This is a genomic window from Microbacterium sp. bgisy189, assembly GCF_965345345.1.
GTDB lineage: Bacteria > Actinomycetota > Actinomycetes > Actinomycetales > Microbacteriaceae > Microbacterium.
Genome location: NZ_CBDRMZ010000007.1, coordinates 1 through 17,941, shown reverse-complemented (window position 1 = coordinate 17,941; position 17,941 = coordinate 1). Strand labels below are relative to the sequence as shown.

Sequence of the window (17,941 nt, the reverse complement as noted above, 5' to 3'; positions counted from 1 at the left end):
AGGCTACCTGTGGCCGCATAGGCTGGGCGGATGCCCGACCTCGCCACGCCGCTGATCGCGTGGTACCGCGACAACGCGCGCGACCTGCCGTGGCGCGCACCCGGGTTCGGGGCGTGGGGCGTGCTGGTGAGCGAGTTCATGCTGCAGCAGACACAGGTCGCACGCGTGATTCCGCTGCTTGATGCGTGGCTCAGCCGCTGGCCGACACCGGCAGCCCTGGCATCCGCTCCCCCGGCCGACGCCGTGCGCCACTGGGCGAATCTCGGCTACCCGAGGCGGGCCCTCTGGCTGCACCGGGCCGCGGTCGAGATCCGCGATCGGCACGACGGCGTCGTGCCCCGCGATGTCGAGGCGCTTCTGGCGTTGACCGGCATCGGCGACTACACGGCGCGGGCCGTGGCCGTCTTCGCGTACGGAGACCGGCATCCCGTCGTCGACACGAACACGCGACGTGTGCTCGCGCGCGCGGTCGATGGAAGGTCGCAGCCCGGCCCACCCCACAAGCGCGACCTCGACGCGATGGCCGCGATCCTGCCCGCGGACCGCGCGGATGCCGCGACGCTCAACGCCGCCGCGATGGAACTCGGCGCCGTCGTGTGCACCTCGCGCGCGCCGCGGTGCGAGGCGTGTCCGATCGCGAAGCAGTGCGCATGGCGGGCCGCCGGTTACCCCGACACCGGCGACGAGCGCCGCCGGCAGGCGAAGTACGAGGGCAGCGACCGGCAGACGCGCGGCGCCGTGCTCAAGGTGCTGCGTGAAGCCAAACGGCACGAAGTCCCCGCGGACGCAGTCATCGCCGACTGGCACGACTCCGTCCAGCGCGACCGCGCGATCGACTCGCTCGTCGTCGACGGGCTCATCGAGGCGGCGGATGGAATGCTGCGACTGCCGCGCTGAGCGGCATCACCAACACAGGAAATGTCACCGGGACAGGATGATCCAGCGTGGATCGTCCTGTCCCGGTGATTTCACCTGTGTCCGAGTGTCAGTCCTCGTCGGCCTCGTCTTCGCGCGGCTTGCGGTAGGGGTCGGCTTCGCCGGCGTAGTTCGCCGACGCCGACAGCCCTGCCACCGACGCGTCGCGCTCGCGCGCTTCGCGGAGGAGGTCTTCGATGTGCCCGGCGTTCTCGGGGATGCCGTCGGGGATGAACTCGAGGCTGGGCGTCAGGCGCACGCCGAGCTTCTTGCCGACCTCGCTGCGCAGCATGCCGGTGGCTGCCTTGAGCGCGAGCGCCGAATCGGCGCGCTCCTGGTCGGTGCCGTACACGGTATAGAACACCGACGCATGCTGGAGGTCGCCGGTCACCCGCACGTCGGTGATCGTCACGAAACCGAGCCGCGGGTCGCGCAGCCCCTTCTCGATGCGCTCCGCGATGAGCACGCGGATGCGGTCAGCCAGGCGTGCCTGCCGTTCGTTCGACATGTCCGTTCCTTCCTCGGAAGAGCGAGGGGCGCCGGCGGTTCGCCGGACGCCCCTCGTTCAGATTCGATCAGCCGCGCGGCTTCTCGACCATCTCAGTGGTCTCGATCTCGTCGCCGATCTGGATGTCGTTGTACTTGCCCAGGCCGATACCCGCCTCGAAGTCCGTCCGGACTTCGGTGACGTCGTCCTTGAACCGGCGCAGCGACTCGATGGCCAGACCATCGGCGATGACGACGCCGTCGCGGATGACGCGCGCCTTCGCGTTGCGCGTGATCGTGCCCGAGCGGACGATGACACCGGCGATGTTGCCGAACTTCGAAGAGCGGAACACCTCGCGGATCTCGGCGACACCCGACTGGACCTCTTCGTACTCCGGCTTGAGCATGCCGGTGAGCGACTGCTCCACGTCGTCGATCGCGTTGTAGATGACGGAGTAGAAGCGCACGTCCACACCTTCACGGGCGGCGCGCTCGCGCGCCTTCGTGTCGGGGCGCACGTTGAAGCCGATCACGATCGCGTTGTCGATCGTGGCCAGGTTGATGTCGCTCTCGGTGATCGCACCCACACCGCGGTGGATGATGCGCAGCTGCACGGAGTCGTCGACCTCGATCTTGAGCAGCGACTCCTCGAGCGCCTCGACGGCACCCGAGACGTCACCCTTGATGATGAGGTTGAGCGACTCGACCTTGCCCTCTTCGAGTGCACGGGTGAAGTCTTCGAGCGAGATGCGCTTGCGGGCCTTGGCCAGCTGGGCGTTGCGCTCTGCGGCCTCACGCTTCTCGGCGATCTGGCGGGCGGTGCGGTCCTCTTCGGTGACGATGAAGGTGTCACCGGCGCGGGGCACCGAGTTCAGACCCTGCACCTGCACGGGACGCGACGGGTAGGCCTCTTCGACCGGGTCGCCGTTCTCGTCGATCATGGCGCGCACACGACCGTAGGCGGTGCCAGCGACGATCGCGTCGCCGACGCGCAGCGTTCCGGACTGGATGAGCACCGTGGCGACCGAACCGCGGCCCTTGTCGAGCTTGGCTTCGATCGCGACACCACGGGCCGCCTTGTTCGGGTTGGCCGTGAGGTCCAGCCCGGCGTCGGCGGTCAGCAGGACCGCGTCGAGGAGGTCCTGGATGCCGGTGCCCTGACGGGCCGACACGTCGACGAACAGCACGTCGCCGCCGTACTCCTCGGCGACCAGCCCGTACTCGGTGAGCTGCTGGCGCACCTTGGCGGGGTTGGCCTCGGGCTTGTCGACCTTGTTGACCGCGACCACGATCGGCACGTTCGCCGCCTGGGCGTGGTTCAGGGCCTCCACGGTCTGGGGCATGATGCCGTCGTCGGCGGCCACCACGAGAATCGCGATGTCGGTCACCTGCGCACCACGGGCACGCATGGCGGTGAACGCCTCGTGACCCGGGGTGTCGATGAAGGTGATCGCACGCTCGATCTCGTCGTGCTCGGTCCAGACCTGGTACGCACCGATGTGCTGCGTGATGCCACCGGCCTCGCCTGCCACGACGTTCGTCTGGCGGATGGCGTCGAGGAGCCTGGTCTTACCGTGGTCGACGTGACCCATGACGGTCACCACCGGAGGACGGATCTCGAGGTCGTCCTCGTTCTCCGCCTCCAACTCGGCCTCGAGGTCGAGGCCGAAGCCCTCGAGGAGCTCCTTGTCCTCGTCCTCGGGCGAGACCATCTGGATCTTGTAGCCGAGCTCCTCGCCCAGCACCTCGAAGGTGGCCTCGTCGAGAGACTCGGTCGCCGTCGCCATCTCACCCAGATTGAACAGGATGGTCACGAGCGTGCCGGGCTGCACGGTGTACCCGCGCAGCGCCTCGAGCTTGTCTGCAAAGTCCGCGATCGACGCGCCACGGCGCAGGCGGATGATCTCGCCGTTGCCCTTCTGGACGTTGACGCCGCCGACGACCGGCGCCGACCGCATCTCGAACTCTTGCCGCTTCGCCCGACGCGACTTGCGCTGCTTGGACTTGCCGCCACCCTTGCCGAAGGCACCCGCGGTACCACCGCCGGGGCCACGACCGCGGCCACCGCCACCACCGGGACGACCGGCGAAACCACCGCCACCACCGGGACGACCGGCGAAACCGCCACCGCCCGCACCGGCACCGCCGGGACGACCGGGACCGCCGGGACGCTGCTGGAAGGGAGCGCCGGGACGACCGCCGCCACCGGGACGACCTGCACCGCCGGGGCGCGGGGAACCGGGACGCGGAGCGCCGGGACGCGGGGCCTGCGGGCGCGGGATGTTGCCGGGCGTCGGGCGCTGGCCCATGCCCTGCGCCGAAGCGAAGGGATTGTTGCCGGGGCGGGGGCCGGCGGGACGCTGACCCATGCCCTGCGACGACGCGAAGGGATTGTTGCCGGGGCGCGGCGCTCCGCCACCGGGGCGGGGCGCCTGCGGTGCTGCGCCGCCCGGGGCGGGCGCTGCCGGAGCTGCCGGCTTGGCCGGGCCGGGGCTCGGCGCGCTCGGAGCGGCCGGCGCCTCGGCTGCGGGGGCCGGTGCCGGCGCCTCGGCTGCCGGTGCGGCCTCGGCTGCGGGAGCAGCAGGCTTGGCGGGGCCGGGCTTGGCGGCCGGCTTCGCGGCAGCGGGCTTCGCTGCGGCGGGAGCGGCGGCCGGCGCGGGTGCGTCAGCCTTGCCTGCTCCGTCTGCCTCGAGGGCAGCACGGAGCTTGCGAGCCACGGGGGGCTCGATGGTGGATGAGGGGCTCTTGACGAATTCGCCGAGCTCCTTCAGCTTCGCGAGGGCGACCTTGCTGTCGACGCCGAGCTCGGAAGCGATCTCGTGCACGCGTGGTTTTGCCACAATTCTCCTGTCTGGGGTCCACCCCGGACAGGGCGGACCGTTACTTGCGGACGGGTCTCATTTCGAGCCGTTCACTTTGTGTCCATAGCCGTTCAGCCGTTTCGCTGGTGGTGTTCTGTGTTGGTCCGCGTGACCAGGGCCTGATCACTCAGGGGTCCCGACACACGCAGTGCTCGTCCGAAGGCGCGGCGCCGGATGGCGGCATCCACGCACGATTCCGTGTCATGCACCCACGCACCCCTGCCCGGCAGGACGGCGCGCTCGTCTGGGACGAGGACTCCATCGTGGGCGACGACTCTCAGAAGTGAGGGCCGCGGGGCACGCGCGCGGCATCCCACGCACGTACGAACAGGTTCCATCCTACCCCGTCACGCGTCTTCCAAGATCGAGTCCGGCTGGATGTCGATCTTGGCGCCGGTCAGTTTGGCCGCCAGACGCGCGTTTTGGCCTTCCTTGCCGATGGCCAGCGACAGCTGATAGTCGGGGACGAGCGCCCGCACGGCCTTATTGGCCGCGTCGAGCACGAAGCTGGAGGTCACCTTCGCGGGCGACAGCGCGTTGGCGACGAACTTCGCGAGCTCGGGGTCGTGGTCGACGATGTCGATCTTCTCGCCGCCGAGCTCTTCGGTCACGGCGCGCACGCGGCGGCCGAGCTCGCCGATGCAGGCACCCTTCGCGTTGATCGACGGGTCGTTCGCCTTCACGGCGATCTTGGTGCGGTGTCCGGCCTCGCGCGCGAGCGAAACGATCTCGACGAGCCCGTTCGCGATCTCGGGCACCTCGAGGGCGAACAGCTTGCGGACCAGGCCCGGGTGGGTGCGCGAGACGGTGATCGACGGCCCCTTCGTGCCCTTCGAGACCGACGTGACGTAGACGCGCAGCCGCGAACCATGGGGGTACTCCTCCCCCGGCACCTGTTCCTCGGGAGGAAGCATCGCTTCGACAGTGCCGAGGTCGACATGCACCATGCGCGGGTTCGGGCCCTGCTGCACGACACCGGCGACGATGTCGCCCTCCTTGCCACGGAACTCTCCCAGCACCGCGTCATCGGCGATGTCGCGGAGGCGCTGGCTGATGACTTGCTTCGCGGCGAACGCGGCGATGCGACCGAAGTCGTCGGGCGTGCTCTCCTCCTCGCCGATCACGACGCCCTCTTCGTCGCGCAACGGCATGTACACGGCGACGTGACCGGTCTTGCGGTCGAGCTGCGCTCTCGCACCCTCAGGGAGCTCGCCGTCGGGGGACGTGTGCTTCGCGTATGCGGTGAGGATCGCCTGTTCGATGATCCGCACGAGTTCGTCGAAGGGGATCTCCTTCTCACGCTCGACCGTCCGCAGCAGTCCGAGATCGATGTCCACGGTGTCCTCCCTTTTCACTTCTCCGCCGAAAATCACGCTCCGGCATCCACACAACGTTACCTGATGCCGCCGGGCACCGCCCCGGCCTGGTCTGCACGGGCACGCATCGCCATACTGTTGCGATGGATCAGGTCAACGACGCAGTGCTCTGGGCCGGCGAACAGCTGTGGACGTGGGCAGTGCTGCCCGTCGTCGTGCTGCTCGGCCTGTACTTCACGGTGCGGTCGGGGGTGGTGCAGTTCCGCCTCATTCCCGAGATGTTCCGCACCCTCACCGACAAGACGCCCCGCACCGAGTCCGGTGAGCCGCAGTCCGTCTCGGCATTCCAGGCGTTCACGATCTCGGCGGCATCCCGCGTGGGCGTCGGCAACATCGCCGGGGTCGGCACCGCGATCGCCGTCGGCGGCCCGGGAGCGGTGTTCTGGATGTGGCTGATGGCGTTCGTCGGCGGCGCGTCGAGCTTCATCGAATCGTCGCTGGCGCAGCTGTTCAAGACCCGCGAGAAGGACAGCTTCCGGGGCGGCCCCGCCTACTACATGGAGCGAGGCCTCGGCGCGCGGTGGATGGGCATCGTCTTCGCCATCGTGCTGATCGTGTGCTTCCCGTTCGCATTCAGCTCGTTGCAGGCCAACACGATCGCGGGCACCATCGGCGCAACGGTGGGTGAAGCGCCGGTCTGGCTCGCATGGGTCATCGGCGGCGTGATCGCCCTGCTGACCGCACTCGTCGTGTTCGGCGGCGTGCGCCGGATCGCGTCGGTCACGCAGTTGCTCGTGCCGCTCATGGCACTGGCATACCTCTTCCTCGGTCTCATCGTGGTGGCACTGCACATCGACCGGCTTCCCGAGGTCTTCGGCCAGATCTTCACGCAGGCGTTCGGCTTCAACGAGGTGGTGGGCGCCGCCTTCGGCTACATCGTGCTCACCGGCGTGAAGCGCGGCATGTTCTCGAACGAGGCGGGTCTCGGATCGGCGCCCAACGCCGGCGCGAGCGCCGCCGTCACCCACCCCGTCAAGCAGGGGCTCGTGCAGACGCTCGGGGTCTACTTCGACACGTTCCTGGTGTGCTCGATCACCGCGTTCATCATCCTGGTGTCTGTGCCGGATCTCGCCAACGCCGAGAAGGGCATCGACCTCACCCAGGGCGCCCTCACGAGCACCCTCGGCGACTGGTCGAGCATCGCGCTGAGCATCATCATCTTCTTGCTCGCATTCTCGTCGATCCTCGGCAACTACTACTACGGCGAATCGAACATCGAGTTCATCACCCGCAGCCCCGCCGTGCTCACGGGGTATCGCCTGCTCGTGATTGTCGCGGTGTTCGTCGGCGCGATCGCGTCGGCAGACCTCGTCTGGAACTTCGCCGACGGCATCATGGGCGTCATGGCGCTCATCAACCTGATCGCCATCGGGCTGCTCTCCGGCATCGCCTTCCGCCTGTTGAAGGACTACACGGCGCAGCGACGAGCCGGTCGCGACCCGGTGTTCACCCGCGACCGGCTTCCCGGGGTATCGGGCATCGAGTGCTGGGAGGATGAACTGACGGTGACGGGCCCGCTCGACATCGTCACGAAGGCGCACCAGGCCGACAAGCACCGCGACCACCTGCACCACGACCGACCGACGAACTGATCGGAGCGACATGAGCGACCCCGCCACGCAGGTCGCGCGAGAGGCGACGTCGAAACCCGCCTTCCGTGCGCTTGCCCGCGCCGGCTTCGCCGCGAACGGCGTCGTGCACGTGCTGCTCGGCGCGATCGTGCTCGCCGTCGCGTTCGGCGCCCGCGGCGATGCCGACCAGTCCGGCGCGTTCCGGGCGATCGCGACCGCCCCGCTCGGCTTCGTCGTGCTGTGGGTCATCGCGGCCGCGCTCATCGCCCTTGCCCTGTGGCGCGTGGCCGAAGGCATCCTGGTGCGCGGCGGCGACCTCTCCGACTGGGGCGCCCGCGCCTCGGCGTGGGGGCAGGCGGCCGTGTTCGTGGCCCTGGGTGTCGTGTCGGCGGCGGTCGGCCTCGGTGCGCGGCCGAACGCCGACCGCACGGCAGAGGACACCAGCCGCGGCGTGCTGCAGATTCCAGGCGGCGTGTTCGTCCTGGCCGCCGTCGGTGTGGGTTTCGTCGGGGCCGGGATCGGATTCGCCGTGGCGGGAATGCTGCGCACCTACCGGAAGAAGATGACACTCCCACGGTCGGGCATCGGCCGCGTCGTCGATGTGCTCGGCATCGCGGGGTACATCGGCAAGGGCGCGGCACTCGGGATCGTCGGCGTGCTGCTCGTGGTGGCAGCGGTCAAGGGCGACGCGGATGCCGCGGGCGGCCTCGACGGCGCCGTCGACGGACTCATCCAGATGCCGTTCGGCCCCTTCCTGGCAGCACTGGTCGGCGTCGGACTCATCGCCTACGGCGTCTTCACCGCGATTCGGTCGCGCTACGCCGATCTGTGACGCGCCGCTCACTTCGCGTGCGCGCGCCCTCCCGGCGCCGACCCCAGCGCGTTGATCGCGCCGATGAGCCGGTACAGGTCACCGACCTGGAACTGGTCGAGGTCGAGCACGAGCCGCGGCAAGTCGACCTTGTCGTCGTCCTCGCGCTCAGGGCGCATGGCATCGCGCTTCTCGATGCGCCCGGCGCGCAGCAGCCCACCGAACCGCTCGTTGAGGTCGTCGACCTCATCGTCGGTCGGCTCGGCGCGAAGGCGAAGCACGAGGTGCGAACCGACCCAGCGCAACGAGTCGTAGTTGCGCCAGAACCCCGTGATCGCCTCGGCCGCGGCATCCACCGAGTCGGTGACGAGGACACGGTCGAAGTCGTCGGGCGAGATGACGCCCGCGGGAATCAGGTGCTCGTCGATGTAGTGCTGCAGTCCTGCCCAGAACGTGCCGCCGGGCTCGTCGAGCAGCACGATCGGCACCGGCTCCGCCTTCCCCGTCTGCTGCAGCGTGAGCAGCTCGAACATCTCGTCCAGCGTGCCGAAACCGCCGGGCACGCACACGAACCCGTGCGACTCCTTCACGAGCATGAGCTTGCGGGTGAAGAAGTACTTCATCGCGACGTTGTTCGCGGATGCCGCGATCACGGCGTTGGGCTTCTCTTCGAACGGCAGCCGAATGGAGACCCCGAGTGATCGCTCCGGCCCAGCACCCTCGGCGGCGGCCTGCATGATGCCGGGCCCCGCCCCCGTGACGACCATCCACCCGCGCTCCGCCAGCGCCTGTGCGACCCCGGATGCCTGTCGGTACAGCATCGACTCGGGCTTCGTGCGGGCCGAACCGAACACGGTCACCTTCGGCACACCGCGGAACGGCGCGAACAGCTGGAACGCCGCCCGCATCTCGGTGAGCGCAGCAGAGGTGATCTTGAGGTCGAGCCGATCGGAGTCATCGAGCCCCAGCCCGACGCCGGTGGCGAGGATGCGCGCGATGAGGTCTTGGTCGTGCGTGATGCCGGCTTCGGCGATCACGGTGCGGAGCGCATCCGTGACTTCGGGCGGGATGGACGCGGTGGAACCTGGTGCCATGCCCTCAGCCTGTCACGTCACGATGACGTGCGGTGGCCGCGCGGTGAACACGCGGCATCCGGTCAGCGGGTCGAGAGCGCGGCCACGGCCTCGGCGGCCGGTACCACCTGACGCTCGCCCGTGCGGCGATCCCACAGCTCGACCTGACCGTCGGCCGCGCCGCGACCCACGATGACGATCTGCGGCACACCGATCAACTCGGCATCGCCGAACTTCACGCCGGGCGACACCTTCGCGCGGTCGTCGAGGAGCACGTCGAGTCCGGCCGTCTCGAGCTGCGCCGAGACCTGCTCGGCGAGTTCGAATGCGGCCGCATCCCGGCCGGTGGCGACGACCTGCACGTCGAACGGCGCGATCGCAGCGGGCCAGACGAGGCCCTTGTCGTCGTTGTTGAGCTCGGCGAGGATCGCGAGGATGCGGGTGACGCCGATGCCGTACGAACCCATTGTGACGGTGACGAGCTTGCCGTTCTCGTCGAGCACCTTGAGGCCGAGGGTCTCGGCGAAAAAGCGACCGAGCTGGAACACGTGTCCGATCTCCATGCCACGCGCGAGTTCGACGGGCCCCGATCCGTCCGGTGCGGGGTCGCCTTCGCGCACGTTCGCGATCTCGACGAACCCGTCGCCGAAGAAGTCGCGGCCTGCGACCACGGAGTGCGCGTGCTGCTGATCGATGTTCGCGCCGGTGATCCAACTCGACCCGTCGACGACGCGCGGGTCGAGCAGGTAACGGATGCCGGTGGCCGATTCTTCGCCGAGGACGGCCCCTTCGGGCGACCACGGACCGATGTAGCCCTTCACGAGCAGCGGGTGACGCTCGAAGTCCTCGGGCGTCGCGGCCTCGACCGCAGCCGGTGCGAACGCGACCTCGGCGCGCTTGTCGTCGACCTCACGGTCGCCCGGCAGACCCACGACGACGAGCTCACGCGTGCCGTCGGCGTGCGTCAGCGCCAGGACCACGTTCTTGAGCGTGTCGGCCGCGGTGTACTCCCCCTCCAAGTGCGCGTTGGAGTGGGCGACCAGCGTCTCGATGGTCGGGGTGTTCGGCGAGTCGAAGACGACCGGGGCGCCCGCAGCATCGAAGGGCACGGGATCGGGGGCGATGGTCGTGAACGCCTCGACGTTCGCGGCATAGCCACCCGCGGACCGGACGAACGTGTCTTCGCCGACGGCGATGGGGTGCAGGAACTCCTCGCTGCGCGCACCGCCCATGAGGCCGTTGTCTGCCGCAACGATGACGTACTCGAGACCGAGCCGCTGGAAGATGCGCTCGTATGCATCACGCTGACTCATATAGGAGGCGTCCTGCCCCTCGTCGGTGTAATCGAACGAGTAGGCGTCCTTCATCGTGAACTCGCGGCCGCGCAGGAGCCCGGCGCGGGGGCGCGCCTCGTCGCGGTACTTGTCCTGGATCTGGTAGATCGACAGCGGCAGGTCCTTGTAAGACGAGTAGAGATCCTTCACCAGGAGCGTGAACATCTCCTCGTGCGTCGGGGCGAGCAGGTAGTCGGCTCCCTTGCGGTCCTGCAGGCGGAAGATGCCGTCGCCGTACGAAGTCCACCGGCCCGACTGCTCGTACGGGTCGCGGGGCAGCAGCGCCGGGAAGTGCACCTCGAACGCACCCGCCGCGGCCATCTCCTCGCGGATGATGCCCTCGATCTTCGCCTTGACTCTCAGACCCAGCGGAAGCCACGTGAAGATGCCTGGGGCCGCGCGACGGATGTAGCCGGCGCGCACGAGCAGCTTGTGGCTCGTGACCTCGGCATCGGCGGGGTCTTCGCGGAGGGTGCGGAGGAAGAAGTTCGACAGACGTGTGACCACGAAGATCCAGCTTAGACCCGCGCGATCCCGCCGCTGTCAGAGGGCGGGCAGCCCGTCGAGCGAGACGGCGTTCTTCTCGGCACGGTACTGCTCGAGGCCGTCCGGGCCCTTCTTCTCTGCCCACGGGCGCATGATGTCGCGGTCGGCGACGAAGTCCATCTGCGGCACACCCCACCCGCACGAATCCGACACCCGGTCGACGTCGACGACGATCACAGCCCGCGCCCCGACGTGACCAGGGTGCTCGGCATCCACCACGGCGAACAGCGCCTCACCGGGCAGCACGACGCGGCCGCGGCCGTGGAGCCGCACGATGCGCGGCCGTGCGTCGAACGAACAGAACATGAGGGTGATGCGGCCGTTCTCGCGCAGGTGCGCGATCGTCTCGGCCCCACTGCCGGTCAGATCGAGCCACGCGACGGTGTGGTCGTCGAGGATGCTGAGGCTGTCGAGTCCGCGCGGCGAGACATTGACCCGCCCGTCGCCCGACAGCGGTGCCGTCGCGACGAAGAACAGGTGCTGCGCCGCAATCCACTCACGCAGTGATGCATCGATGCCGTCGAAGACCTTGCCCATGCCTTGAGTGTGGCATGGGCAAGGTCGGTGGGTCAGCCGGCGAGCGCTGCGAGGACCGCGTTCCCGACCACGTCGACGTCGACCGCGACATCGTGCGCGTCGACGAACACGACGTTCACGCCGTCTGAGATGGCGAGATCCAAGTAGCCGTCTCCGGGGAACGTCAGCGCCTCCTCGGCACCTTCGATGCTCACGGGCGCGACGTCACGGCCCTCGATGAAGGACTCCAGTTGCGTCGCCGCTCCGGGGTAGGCCCAGAGCTGCACGGCACGGGCGTCGTCGCCTGCGTATCCGTACCAGTGGCAGGTGCCGATGAGTGAGCCCGATGCCCGGTTGATTTCGGTGTCGACGTCTTCGCCACCGTCGGCGGGAAACCCGAATTCGTACTCGTCGACCCCGAGCAGGGTCGTGAGATCCAAGGCTGCCTCCACGTCGTCGCAACTCGTCGTCCACCATTCGGCGGTCGGTGTCGACGCGTTGCCGGTCGTTCCCGCAAGCGCCTCCGCGACGTGCGCAGCCGCGACGTCGAGACTCGCCGGCGGCTCCTCGTCGGCGGGCGCTCCGAGCGGGGGCGACACAGTCACCAGCGCCCAAGCGTCAGCTTCGCGCACACCGACGCGGCAGCCGTAGCCGTCATAGAGGAACCCTTCGCAAACGGGGGTCTCGTAACGCGCCGCGATGTCGGCGGGGACGATCTCGGACGGGTAGGCGATGACGTCGAGGGAGCCCTCCTCACTCGTCCACCCGCAGCCCAGGCCGCCCAATGTGGCAGTTCCCAGGTCGCGCCCTTCGCGCGGATCACCCGCTGCCCCGATGACCTCTGCGATCGCCTCGCTCGGCAGCACTTGCGCGCAGTCGCCGTCGAACAGCACCTGCGCGACGACGGGCTCGGTCTCGGTCGGTGTGGGCGTTGGCGTGGTCGTGGGTGTCTCGGGTGCCGGCGTCTGCGCGACGGGAGCGGGCGTTGCGCACCCCGTCAACAGGAGCGCGATGATCGAGGCGGCTGCGACGGCGATCGCGTGGCGGCGGCGTGGTGACGAGGTCATGCCATCACGCTAGGGTGCGCCAGGCGACGCCCATCACGAGTTCGCGCAACAATTGCGCAACACCTCGCCGCATACACTGACCTCGTGTCCGTGCACCGCTCCAGACTGCATCCGCCACCTGACCCAGAAGCAGGTATGTCGACAAGCGTTGACGACGCGCTTGCTGCTGCTCTCGCCGCCGCGCGGAGACAGCTCGGGGTGCCCGAAAAGTTTCCGGTCGAGGTGCTCCGTGAGGCAGAGCTTGCCGCAACGGCGACCGCCGTCGAGCCGGGAGGAACGCTCGCGGACCTGCGCGACATCGAGTTCCTGACGATCGACCCGGCCGGATCGACCGACCTCGACCAGGCCGTGCACTTGCAGCGGTCCAGCGATGGTGCGATCTTGCACTACGCCATCGCAGATGTTCCGGCATATGTCGAGCCTGACGGCGCGATCGATCATGAGGCGCGCGAACGCGGGCAGACCCTCTACGCACCCGACGGCCGGGTGCCGCTGCATCCGACTGTGCTGAGCGAGGATGCCGCTTCGCTGCTCCCGGACCAGGACCGGCGCGCGTTCGTCTGGCGATTCGAGCTCGATGCGAAGGGTGTTCCGACCCAGACGTCCCTCACTCGGGGCGTGATCCGCTCGCGCGCCCAGTGGTCGTATGTCGACGCCCAGGCCGCCATCGAGTCGGGCACCGCGCCCGAGACGCTCATGGCGATGCCGTGGTTCGGTGCTGAGCGCGCGGCGCGCGAGATCGAGCGCGGCGGCGCGAGCCTGAACCTGCCGGAGGTGCGCATCGAGCGCGACGGCGACGGCTACCGCCTCGAGATCGACGAGGGCGTGCCGCTGGAGGACTGGAACGCCCACGTCTCGTTGCTGACCGGCATGGCGGCGGCGCGCATCATGCTCGACGGCGGCATCGGCATCTTGCGCACCATGCCGCCCGCCTCCCCCGAAGACGTCGCCGCGTTCCGCGCGCAGACCGTCGCGCTCGGGATGCCGTGGCCCGACGATGTGCCGTACGGCGCGTACCTGCAGAGCTTGGACCGCGGGCCGGTGGCGCGCGCCGTGAAGGAGCACGCGGCCGGATTGTTCCGCGGCGCGGGCTACACGACGTTCGACGGCGACATCCCAGAAGTGAGCGAGCAGGCGGCGATCGCCGCCCCGTACGCCCACACCACGGCCCCGTTGCGTCGCCTTGTCGACCGCTGGTCGCTCGTGGTGTGCGATGCGCTCGCGAACGGGCGCGAGGTGCCCACGTGGGCACGGGAGAGTCTGCCCACGATCCCCGACCTCATGGAGCGGAGCAAGCAGCGCGTGCGCCAGGTCGAGGCCGGCGCCCTCGACCGCATCGAAGCGGCCGTGCTGCATGGGCGCGAAGGCGACGAGTTCGACGCTGTGGTCCTGCGCGAGCGCGGCGACGGCGTGCGGGTGGCGCTGCTCGACCCACCGGTCGAGGCGACGCTCGAGAGGGCGACCGCGCTCCCCGGCACAGAGGTTCGCGTTCGGCTTCGGCGCACGTCGATCGCCGATGGCGTGGTCGAATTCGAGCAGGTGCGAGGGTGACGGAACGCAGGGTCGTGCTGCTGACCGGCTTCGAACCGTTCGGTGGAGACGAGTCGAATCCGAGCGGCGATGCCGTCGAGCGGGTCGCGGCGACCTGGAACGGCGATGCCGAGCTGATCACGGCCGTACTCCCGGTGACCTTCGCCGGGTCTGCCGCAGCCATGCGCGAGTTGGTCGAGGCGCATCGACCGAGCATCGTCATCGCGACGGGACTCGCCGGCGGGCGGACGGCGATCAGCGTCGAGCGCGTCGCCGTCAACCTGATCGACGCGCGGATACCCGACAACGACGGAGCCCAGCCCATCGACGAGCCTTCGGTGCACGGCGCCCCCGCCGGCGCATTTGCGACACTTCCGGTCAAGTCGATCGCGGCGGCCATCCGAGGTGCCGGTATCCGGGCCGAGGTCTCGCACACCGCCGGAACGTTCGTGTGCAACCACGTGTTCTACACGGCGCTGCAGGCCGTGCCCAGTGACGTACGGGCAGGGTTCATCCACGTGCCGTGGGCGATCGAGGGGGCGCCGACGGGGCAGCCCACGCTGCCGCTCGACGACATCGCCGCCGCGCTTCGCATCGCGATCGACACGACGCTCGTCGGCGCTGACGACGGTGGGATGCCGGGCGGCGCAATCCACTGACGGACCCCCAACCCTTCGCAGTCGCAGAATTTCGGCAAATCTTCACGCCGGTTTTGGTCAGAAGACCGTCATTCCTTGGCACACAGTGGAACCAAGCGATTCGCCCACAGCGTCCGTGAGCGAACCACCCACCGCGAAGGAACCAACATGACTGCGTACAACGACGACATCGAAGCCATCCGCGCGCTCAAGGAGCAGCAGGGTTCGAGCTGGGATGCGATCAACCCCGAGTACGTCGCCCGCATGCGGGCGCAGAACCGCTTCAAGACCGGACTCGAGATCGCCCAGTACACCGCCGACATCATGCGGGCGGACATGGCCGAGTACGATTCCGACTCGTCGGTCTACACCCAGTCGCTCGGCGTGTGGCACGGCTTCATCGGGCAGCAGAAGCTCATCTCGATCAAGAAGCACCTCAAGACCACGAACAAGCGCTACCTGTACCTGTCGGGCTGGATGGTCGCCGCGCTCCGGTCGGAGTTCGGTCCGCTCCCCGACCAGTCGATGCACGAGAAGACCGCAGTCCCGGCACTCATCGAGGAGCTCTACACGTTCCTCCGTCAGGCCGACTCCCGCGAGCTCGACCTGCTGTTCACGAAGCTCGACGACGCACGCCTGGCGGGCGACGAGACCGCGGTCGAGTTCATCCAGTCGCAGATCGACACCTACGAGACCCACGTCGTGCCGATCATCGCCGACATCGACGCCGGTTTCGGCAACCCCGAGGCGACGTACCTGCTGGCCAAGAAGATGATCGAAGCCGGCGCCTGCGCCATCCAGATCGAGAACCAGGTCTCGGACGAGAAGCAGTGCGGCCACCAGGACGGTAAGGTCACGGTGCCCCACGAGGACTTCCTCGCCAAGATCGCCGCGGTCCGCTACGCGTTCCTCGAGCTCGGCATCGACAACGGCGTGATCGTCGCCCGCACCGACTCGCTGGGCGCCGGCCTCACCCAGAAGCTCGCCGTCACGGCGCAGCCGGGCGACCTGGGCGACCAGTACAACGCGTTCCTGGATGTCGAGGAGATCTCGGAGGACGAGCTGGGCAACGGCGACGTCGTCATCAAGCGCGACGGCAAGCTGCTGCGCCCGAAGCGTTTGGCCAGCAACCTCTACCAGTTCCGCAAGGGCACGGGCGAGGCGCGCTGCGTGCTCGACTGCATCACGTCGCTGCAGAACGGCGCCGACCTGCTGTGGATCGAGACCGAGAAGCCCCATGTCGCGCAGATCGCCGGCATGGTCGACGAGATCCGCAAGGTGATCCCGAACGCGAAGCTCGTCTACAACAACAGCCCGTCGTTCAACTGGACGCTGAACTTCCGCCAGCAGGCCTACGACGCCCTTGTCGAGCAGGGCGCGGACGTCTCGGCCTACAACCGCGACGAACTGATGAGCGTCGAGTACGACGAGACCGAGCTGGGGCGCCTGGCCGACGAGAAGATCCGCTCGTTCCAGAAGGACGGCTCGGCCCGTGCCGGCATCTTCCACCACCTGATCACCCTGCCGACCTACCACACGGCCGCACTGTCCACCGACGATCTGGCCAAGGACTACTTCGCCGAAGAGGGCATGCTCGCCTACGTGAAGGGCGTGCAGCGCCGTGAGATCCGCGAGGGCATCGCGACGGTCAAGCACCAGAACATGGCCGGCAGCGACATCGGCGACAACCACAAGGAGTACTTCGCCGGCGACGCGGCCCTGAAGGCCGGCGGCAAGGACAACACGATGAACCAGTTCTGACTCTGCCACAAGCGGTTCTGACGAACGCCGATCAGGGGCCCCTGCACCAGCAGGGGCCCCTGATCTCGACTCAGCGCGATATATTGCATATCGTGCCGATTCCCACAGAGACGTTCGCCCCGAGACCGCTGCTGCGCGACACCGTGCTGGGGCGTCTGCGCGATGCGATCGTCGACGGCACGCTGGCACCCGACGAGCAGCTGCGAGACGCGGAGCTCGCGGCCTGGCTCGGGGTCTCACGCACCCCGGTGCGCGAAGCGCTGCTCGAGCTTTCGCGCGCCGGACTCGTGCATGCCGTTCCCGGCCGATCCACCGTCGTCTCCCCCATCGAGCCCGCTGTCCTGCGCGATGCACAGGCGGTCGTCGGGGCGATGCACGCCCTCGCCGTGCGCACCGCCGTACCGCGGCTGACGCCGGCGGACCTCGACGCGATGCGCGCCGCGAACGAACGCTTCCGCGCCGCGCGGGATGCCGACGACCTCGATGCGGCGCTCACCGCCGACGCCGACTTCCACGCGATCGCCCTGGACCGGTGCGGCAACGCGGCCGCGCGCGCTGTCATCGCTCAGTACGAACCTGTGCTGCATCGCGCCGAACGCCTGCGCTTCGGATCGGCCGAGGGTGAGCAGTCTGCCAGGCGCCACGAGCGGCTGATCGAACTGTGCGCCGCCGGCGACGCGGATGCGGCAGCAAGGCTTGCAGCCCAGACATGGCACAGCCTGCACCTCGACACCGCCTGAACCCCGCCACCCACGAAGGACGATCCGCATGAAGCTGCACGAGTTCCCGCGCCACCCGCTCACGTTCGGCCCGAGTCCGCTGCAGCATCTGCAGCGCCTCACGCAGCACCTCGGCGGTGCACAGGTCTGGGCCAAACGCGAGGACGTCTCGAGCGGACTGGCCTACGGCGGCAACAAGGTCCGCAAGCTCGAGTACATCGTTCCCGACGTACTCGCCTCGGGCGCCGACACGCTGGTGTCGATCGGCGGCTACCAGTCCAACCACACCCGGCAGGTCGCCGCCGTCGCCGCACATCTCGGCCTGAAGGCGCGCCTGGTGCAGGAGAAGTGGGTGCCGTGGGACGACCCGACCAACGACCGTGTCGGCAACATCCTGCTCTCACGCATGATGGGCGCCGACTCGCGCCTCGAGGACGCCGGCTTCGACATCGGCATCCGTGATTCGTGGAAGCAGGCGCTGCAGGAGGTGGAGGATGCCGGCGGCACGCCGTATCCGATCCCCGCGGGCGCGAGTGAGCATCGCCTCGGCGGGCTCGGCTTCGCGAACTGGGCGTTCGAGGTCGCCGAACAGGAGAAGACGCTCGGCGTGTTCTACGACACGATCGTGGTGTGCACCGTGACCGGATCGACCCATGCGGGCATGATCGCGGGCTTCGCCGCGCTGGAAGAGCTCACGGGCGTGAAGCGTCGTGTGCTCGGCATCGACGCCTCGGCCA

The 17,941-nt window shown here is 68.7% G+C and carries 16 protein-coding genes; 8 read left to right on the top strand and 8 right to left on the bottom strand.

The genetic code is table 11. The annotated features are described in order from the left end of the window. Positions 1-30 precede the first annotated feature (30 nt). The gene (locus ACSF8R_RS09965) at positions 31-897 is read left to right on the top strand and encodes an A/G-specific adenine glycosylase (protein WP_434811729.1); all 867 of its coding nucleotides are present in this window, start codon (positions 31-33) and stop codon (positions 895-897) included. Positions 898-985: 88 nt separating this feature from the next. Here ACSF8R_RS09965 and rbfA read toward each other — a convergent pair whose 3' ends face one another. From rbfA to nusA, 4 genes are all read right to left on the bottom strand, one after another. Continuing rightward, the gene (rbfA, locus tag ACSF8R_RS09960; protein WP_434811728.1) at positions 986-1,423 is read right to left on the bottom strand and encodes a 30S ribosome-binding factor RbfA; all 438 of its coding nucleotides are present in this window, start codon (positions 1,421-1,423) and stop codon (positions 986-988) included. Between the two features lie 67 nt (positions 1,424-1,490). Beyond that, on the bottom strand, positions 1,491-4,241 hold the full coding sequence (gene infB, locus ACSF8R_RS09955) for a translation initiation factor IF-2 (RefSeq protein WP_434811727.1): 2,751 nt from the start codon (positions 4,239-4,241) through the stop codon (positions 1,491-1,493). A gap of 92 nt (positions 4,242-4,333) precedes the next feature. Further along, positions 4,334-4,600, bottom strand: coding sequence for a YlxR family protein (locus ACSF8R_RS09950; RefSeq protein WP_434811726.1), 267 nt, complete (start codon positions 4,598-4,600; stop codon positions 4,334-4,336). Between the two features lie 9 nt (positions 4,601-4,609). Further along, positions 4,610-5,599 carry a transcription termination factor NusA gene (gene nusA, locus ACSF8R_RS09945; protein ID WP_434811725.1) on the bottom strand — a complete coding sequence of 330 codons (990 nt, stop codon included), beginning with the start codon at positions 5,597-5,599 and terminating at the stop codon, positions 4,610-4,612. A 122-nt stretch (positions 5,600-5,721) separates the two neighbouring features. On the opposite strand from nusA, the gene ACSF8R_RS09940 reads away from it, so the two are divergent. Both ACSF8R_RS09940 and ACSF8R_RS09935 read left to right on the top strand, forming a co-directional pair. Beyond that, entirely contained in the window at positions 5,722-7,230 is a 1,509-nt protein-coding gene (locus tag ACSF8R_RS09940; RefSeq protein ID WP_434811724.1) for an alanine/glycine:cation symporter family protein, read from the top strand. Positions 7,231-7,240: 10 nt separating this feature from the next. Then, positions 7,241-8,041: a DUF1206 domain-containing protein gene (locus ACSF8R_RS09935; RefSeq protein ID WP_434811723.1), complete on the top strand. Its 801-nt coding sequence runs from the start codon at positions 7,241-7,243 to the stop codon at positions 8,039-8,041. A gap of 8 nt (positions 8,042-8,049) precedes the next feature. Here the strand turns inward: ACSF8R_RS09935 and ACSF8R_RS09930 are convergent, their stop codons facing one another. From ACSF8R_RS09930 to ACSF8R_RS09915, 4 genes are all read right to left on the bottom strand, one after another. Continuing rightward, entirely contained in the window at positions 8,050-9,114 is a 1,065-nt protein-coding gene (locus tag ACSF8R_RS09930) for a TIGR00730 family Rossman fold protein (RefSeq protein WP_434811722.1), read from the bottom strand. Positions 9,115-9,176: 62 nt separating this feature from the next. Then, positions 9,177-10,934 carry a proline--tRNA ligase gene (locus ACSF8R_RS09925; RefSeq protein WP_434811721.1) on the bottom strand — a complete coding sequence of 586 codons (1,758 nt, stop codon included), beginning with the start codon at positions 10,932-10,934 and terminating at the stop codon, positions 9,177-9,179. Positions 10,935-10,970: 36 nt separating this feature from the next. After that, positions 10,971-11,510 (bottom strand): pyridoxamine 5'-phosphate oxidase family protein, encoded by a 540-nt coding sequence (locus tag ACSF8R_RS09920; protein WP_434811720.1) that lies wholly within the window; start codon positions 11,508-11,510, stop codon positions 10,971-10,973. 32 nt (positions 11,511-11,542) lie between these two features. Beyond that, positions 11,543-12,556, bottom strand: coding sequence for a hypothetical protein (locus tag ACSF8R_RS09915; protein ID WP_434811719.1), 1,014 nt, complete (start codon positions 12,554-12,556; stop codon positions 11,543-11,545). A 135-nt stretch (positions 12,557-12,691) separates the two neighbouring features. Between ACSF8R_RS09915 and ACSF8R_RS09910 the strand changes: the two genes are divergently transcribed. The 5 genes from ACSF8R_RS09910 to ACSF8R_RS09890 form a co-directional block, all read left to right on the top strand. Next, positions 12,692-14,107, top strand: a complete 1,416-nt coding sequence (locus tag ACSF8R_RS09910) for an RNB domain-containing ribonuclease (RefSeq protein WP_434811718.1) — start codon at positions 12,692-12,694, stop codon at positions 14,105-14,107. Continuing rightward, the gene (gene pcp / locus ACSF8R_RS09905) at positions 14,104-14,745 is read left to right on the top strand and encodes a pyroglutamyl-peptidase I (protein ID WP_434811717.1); all 642 of its coding nucleotides are present in this window, start codon (positions 14,104-14,106) and stop codon (positions 14,743-14,745) included. The genes ACSF8R_RS09910 and pcp overlap by 4 nt, the downstream gene beginning before the upstream one ends. Before the next feature lie 147 nt (positions 14,746-14,892). After that, positions 14,893-16,485, top strand: coding sequence for an isocitrate lyase (locus ACSF8R_RS09900; RefSeq protein WP_434811716.1), 1,593 nt, complete (start codon positions 14,893-14,895; stop codon positions 16,483-16,485). 92 nt (positions 16,486-16,577) lie between these two features. Next, positions 16,578-17,225: a GntR family transcriptional regulator gene (locus ACSF8R_RS09895; protein WP_434811715.1), complete on the top strand. Its 648-nt coding sequence runs from the start codon at positions 16,578-16,580 to the stop codon at positions 17,223-17,225. A 28-nt stretch (positions 17,226-17,253) separates the two neighbouring features. Beyond that, a partial coding sequence (locus ACSF8R_RS09890) for a pyridoxal-phosphate dependent enzyme (protein ID WP_434811714.1) occupies positions 17,254-17,941 on the top strand: 688 nt, incomplete at its 3' end.

Coding starts and splice junctions, on each gene's coding strand:
- ACSF8R_RS09930 (WP_434811722.1), bottom strand. CDS start 9,114: ATGGCACCAGGTTCCACCGCGTCCATCCCGCCCGAAGTCACGGATGCG.
- ACSF8R_RS09910 (WP_434811718.1), top strand. CDS start 12,692: ATGTCGACAAGCGTTGACGACGCGCTTGCTGCTGCTCTCGCCGCCGCG.
- ACSF8R_RS09940 (WP_434811724.1), top strand. CDS start 5,722: ATGGATCAGGTCAACGACGCAGTGCTCTGGGCCGGCGAACAGCTGTGG.
- ACSF8R_RS09915 (WP_434811719.1), bottom strand. CDS start 12,556: ATGACCTCGTCACCACGCCGCCGCCACGCGATCGCCGTCGCAGCCGCC.
- ACSF8R_RS09965 (WP_434811729.1), top strand. CDS start 31: ATGCCCGACCTCGCCACGCCGCTGATCGCGTGGTACCGCGACAACGCG.
- ACSF8R_RS09900 (WP_434811716.1), top strand. CDS start 14,893: ATGACTGCGTACAACGACGACATCGAAGCCATCCGCGCGCTCAAGGAG.
- ACSF8R_RS09950 (WP_434811726.1), bottom strand. CDS start 4,600: ATGGAACCTGTTCGTACGTGCGTGGGATGCCGCGCGCGTGCCCCGCGG.
- ACSF8R_RS09935 (WP_434811723.1), top strand. CDS start 7,241: ATGAGCGACCCCGCCACGCAGGTCGCGCGAGAGGCGACGTCGAAACCC.
- rbfA (WP_434811728.1), bottom strand. CDS start 1,423: ATGTCGAACGAACGGCAGGCACGCCTGGCTGACCGCATCCGCGTGCTC.
- ACSF8R_RS09920 (WP_434811720.1), bottom strand. CDS start 11,510: ATGGGCAAGGTCTTCGACGGCATCGATGCATCACTGCGTGAGTGGATT.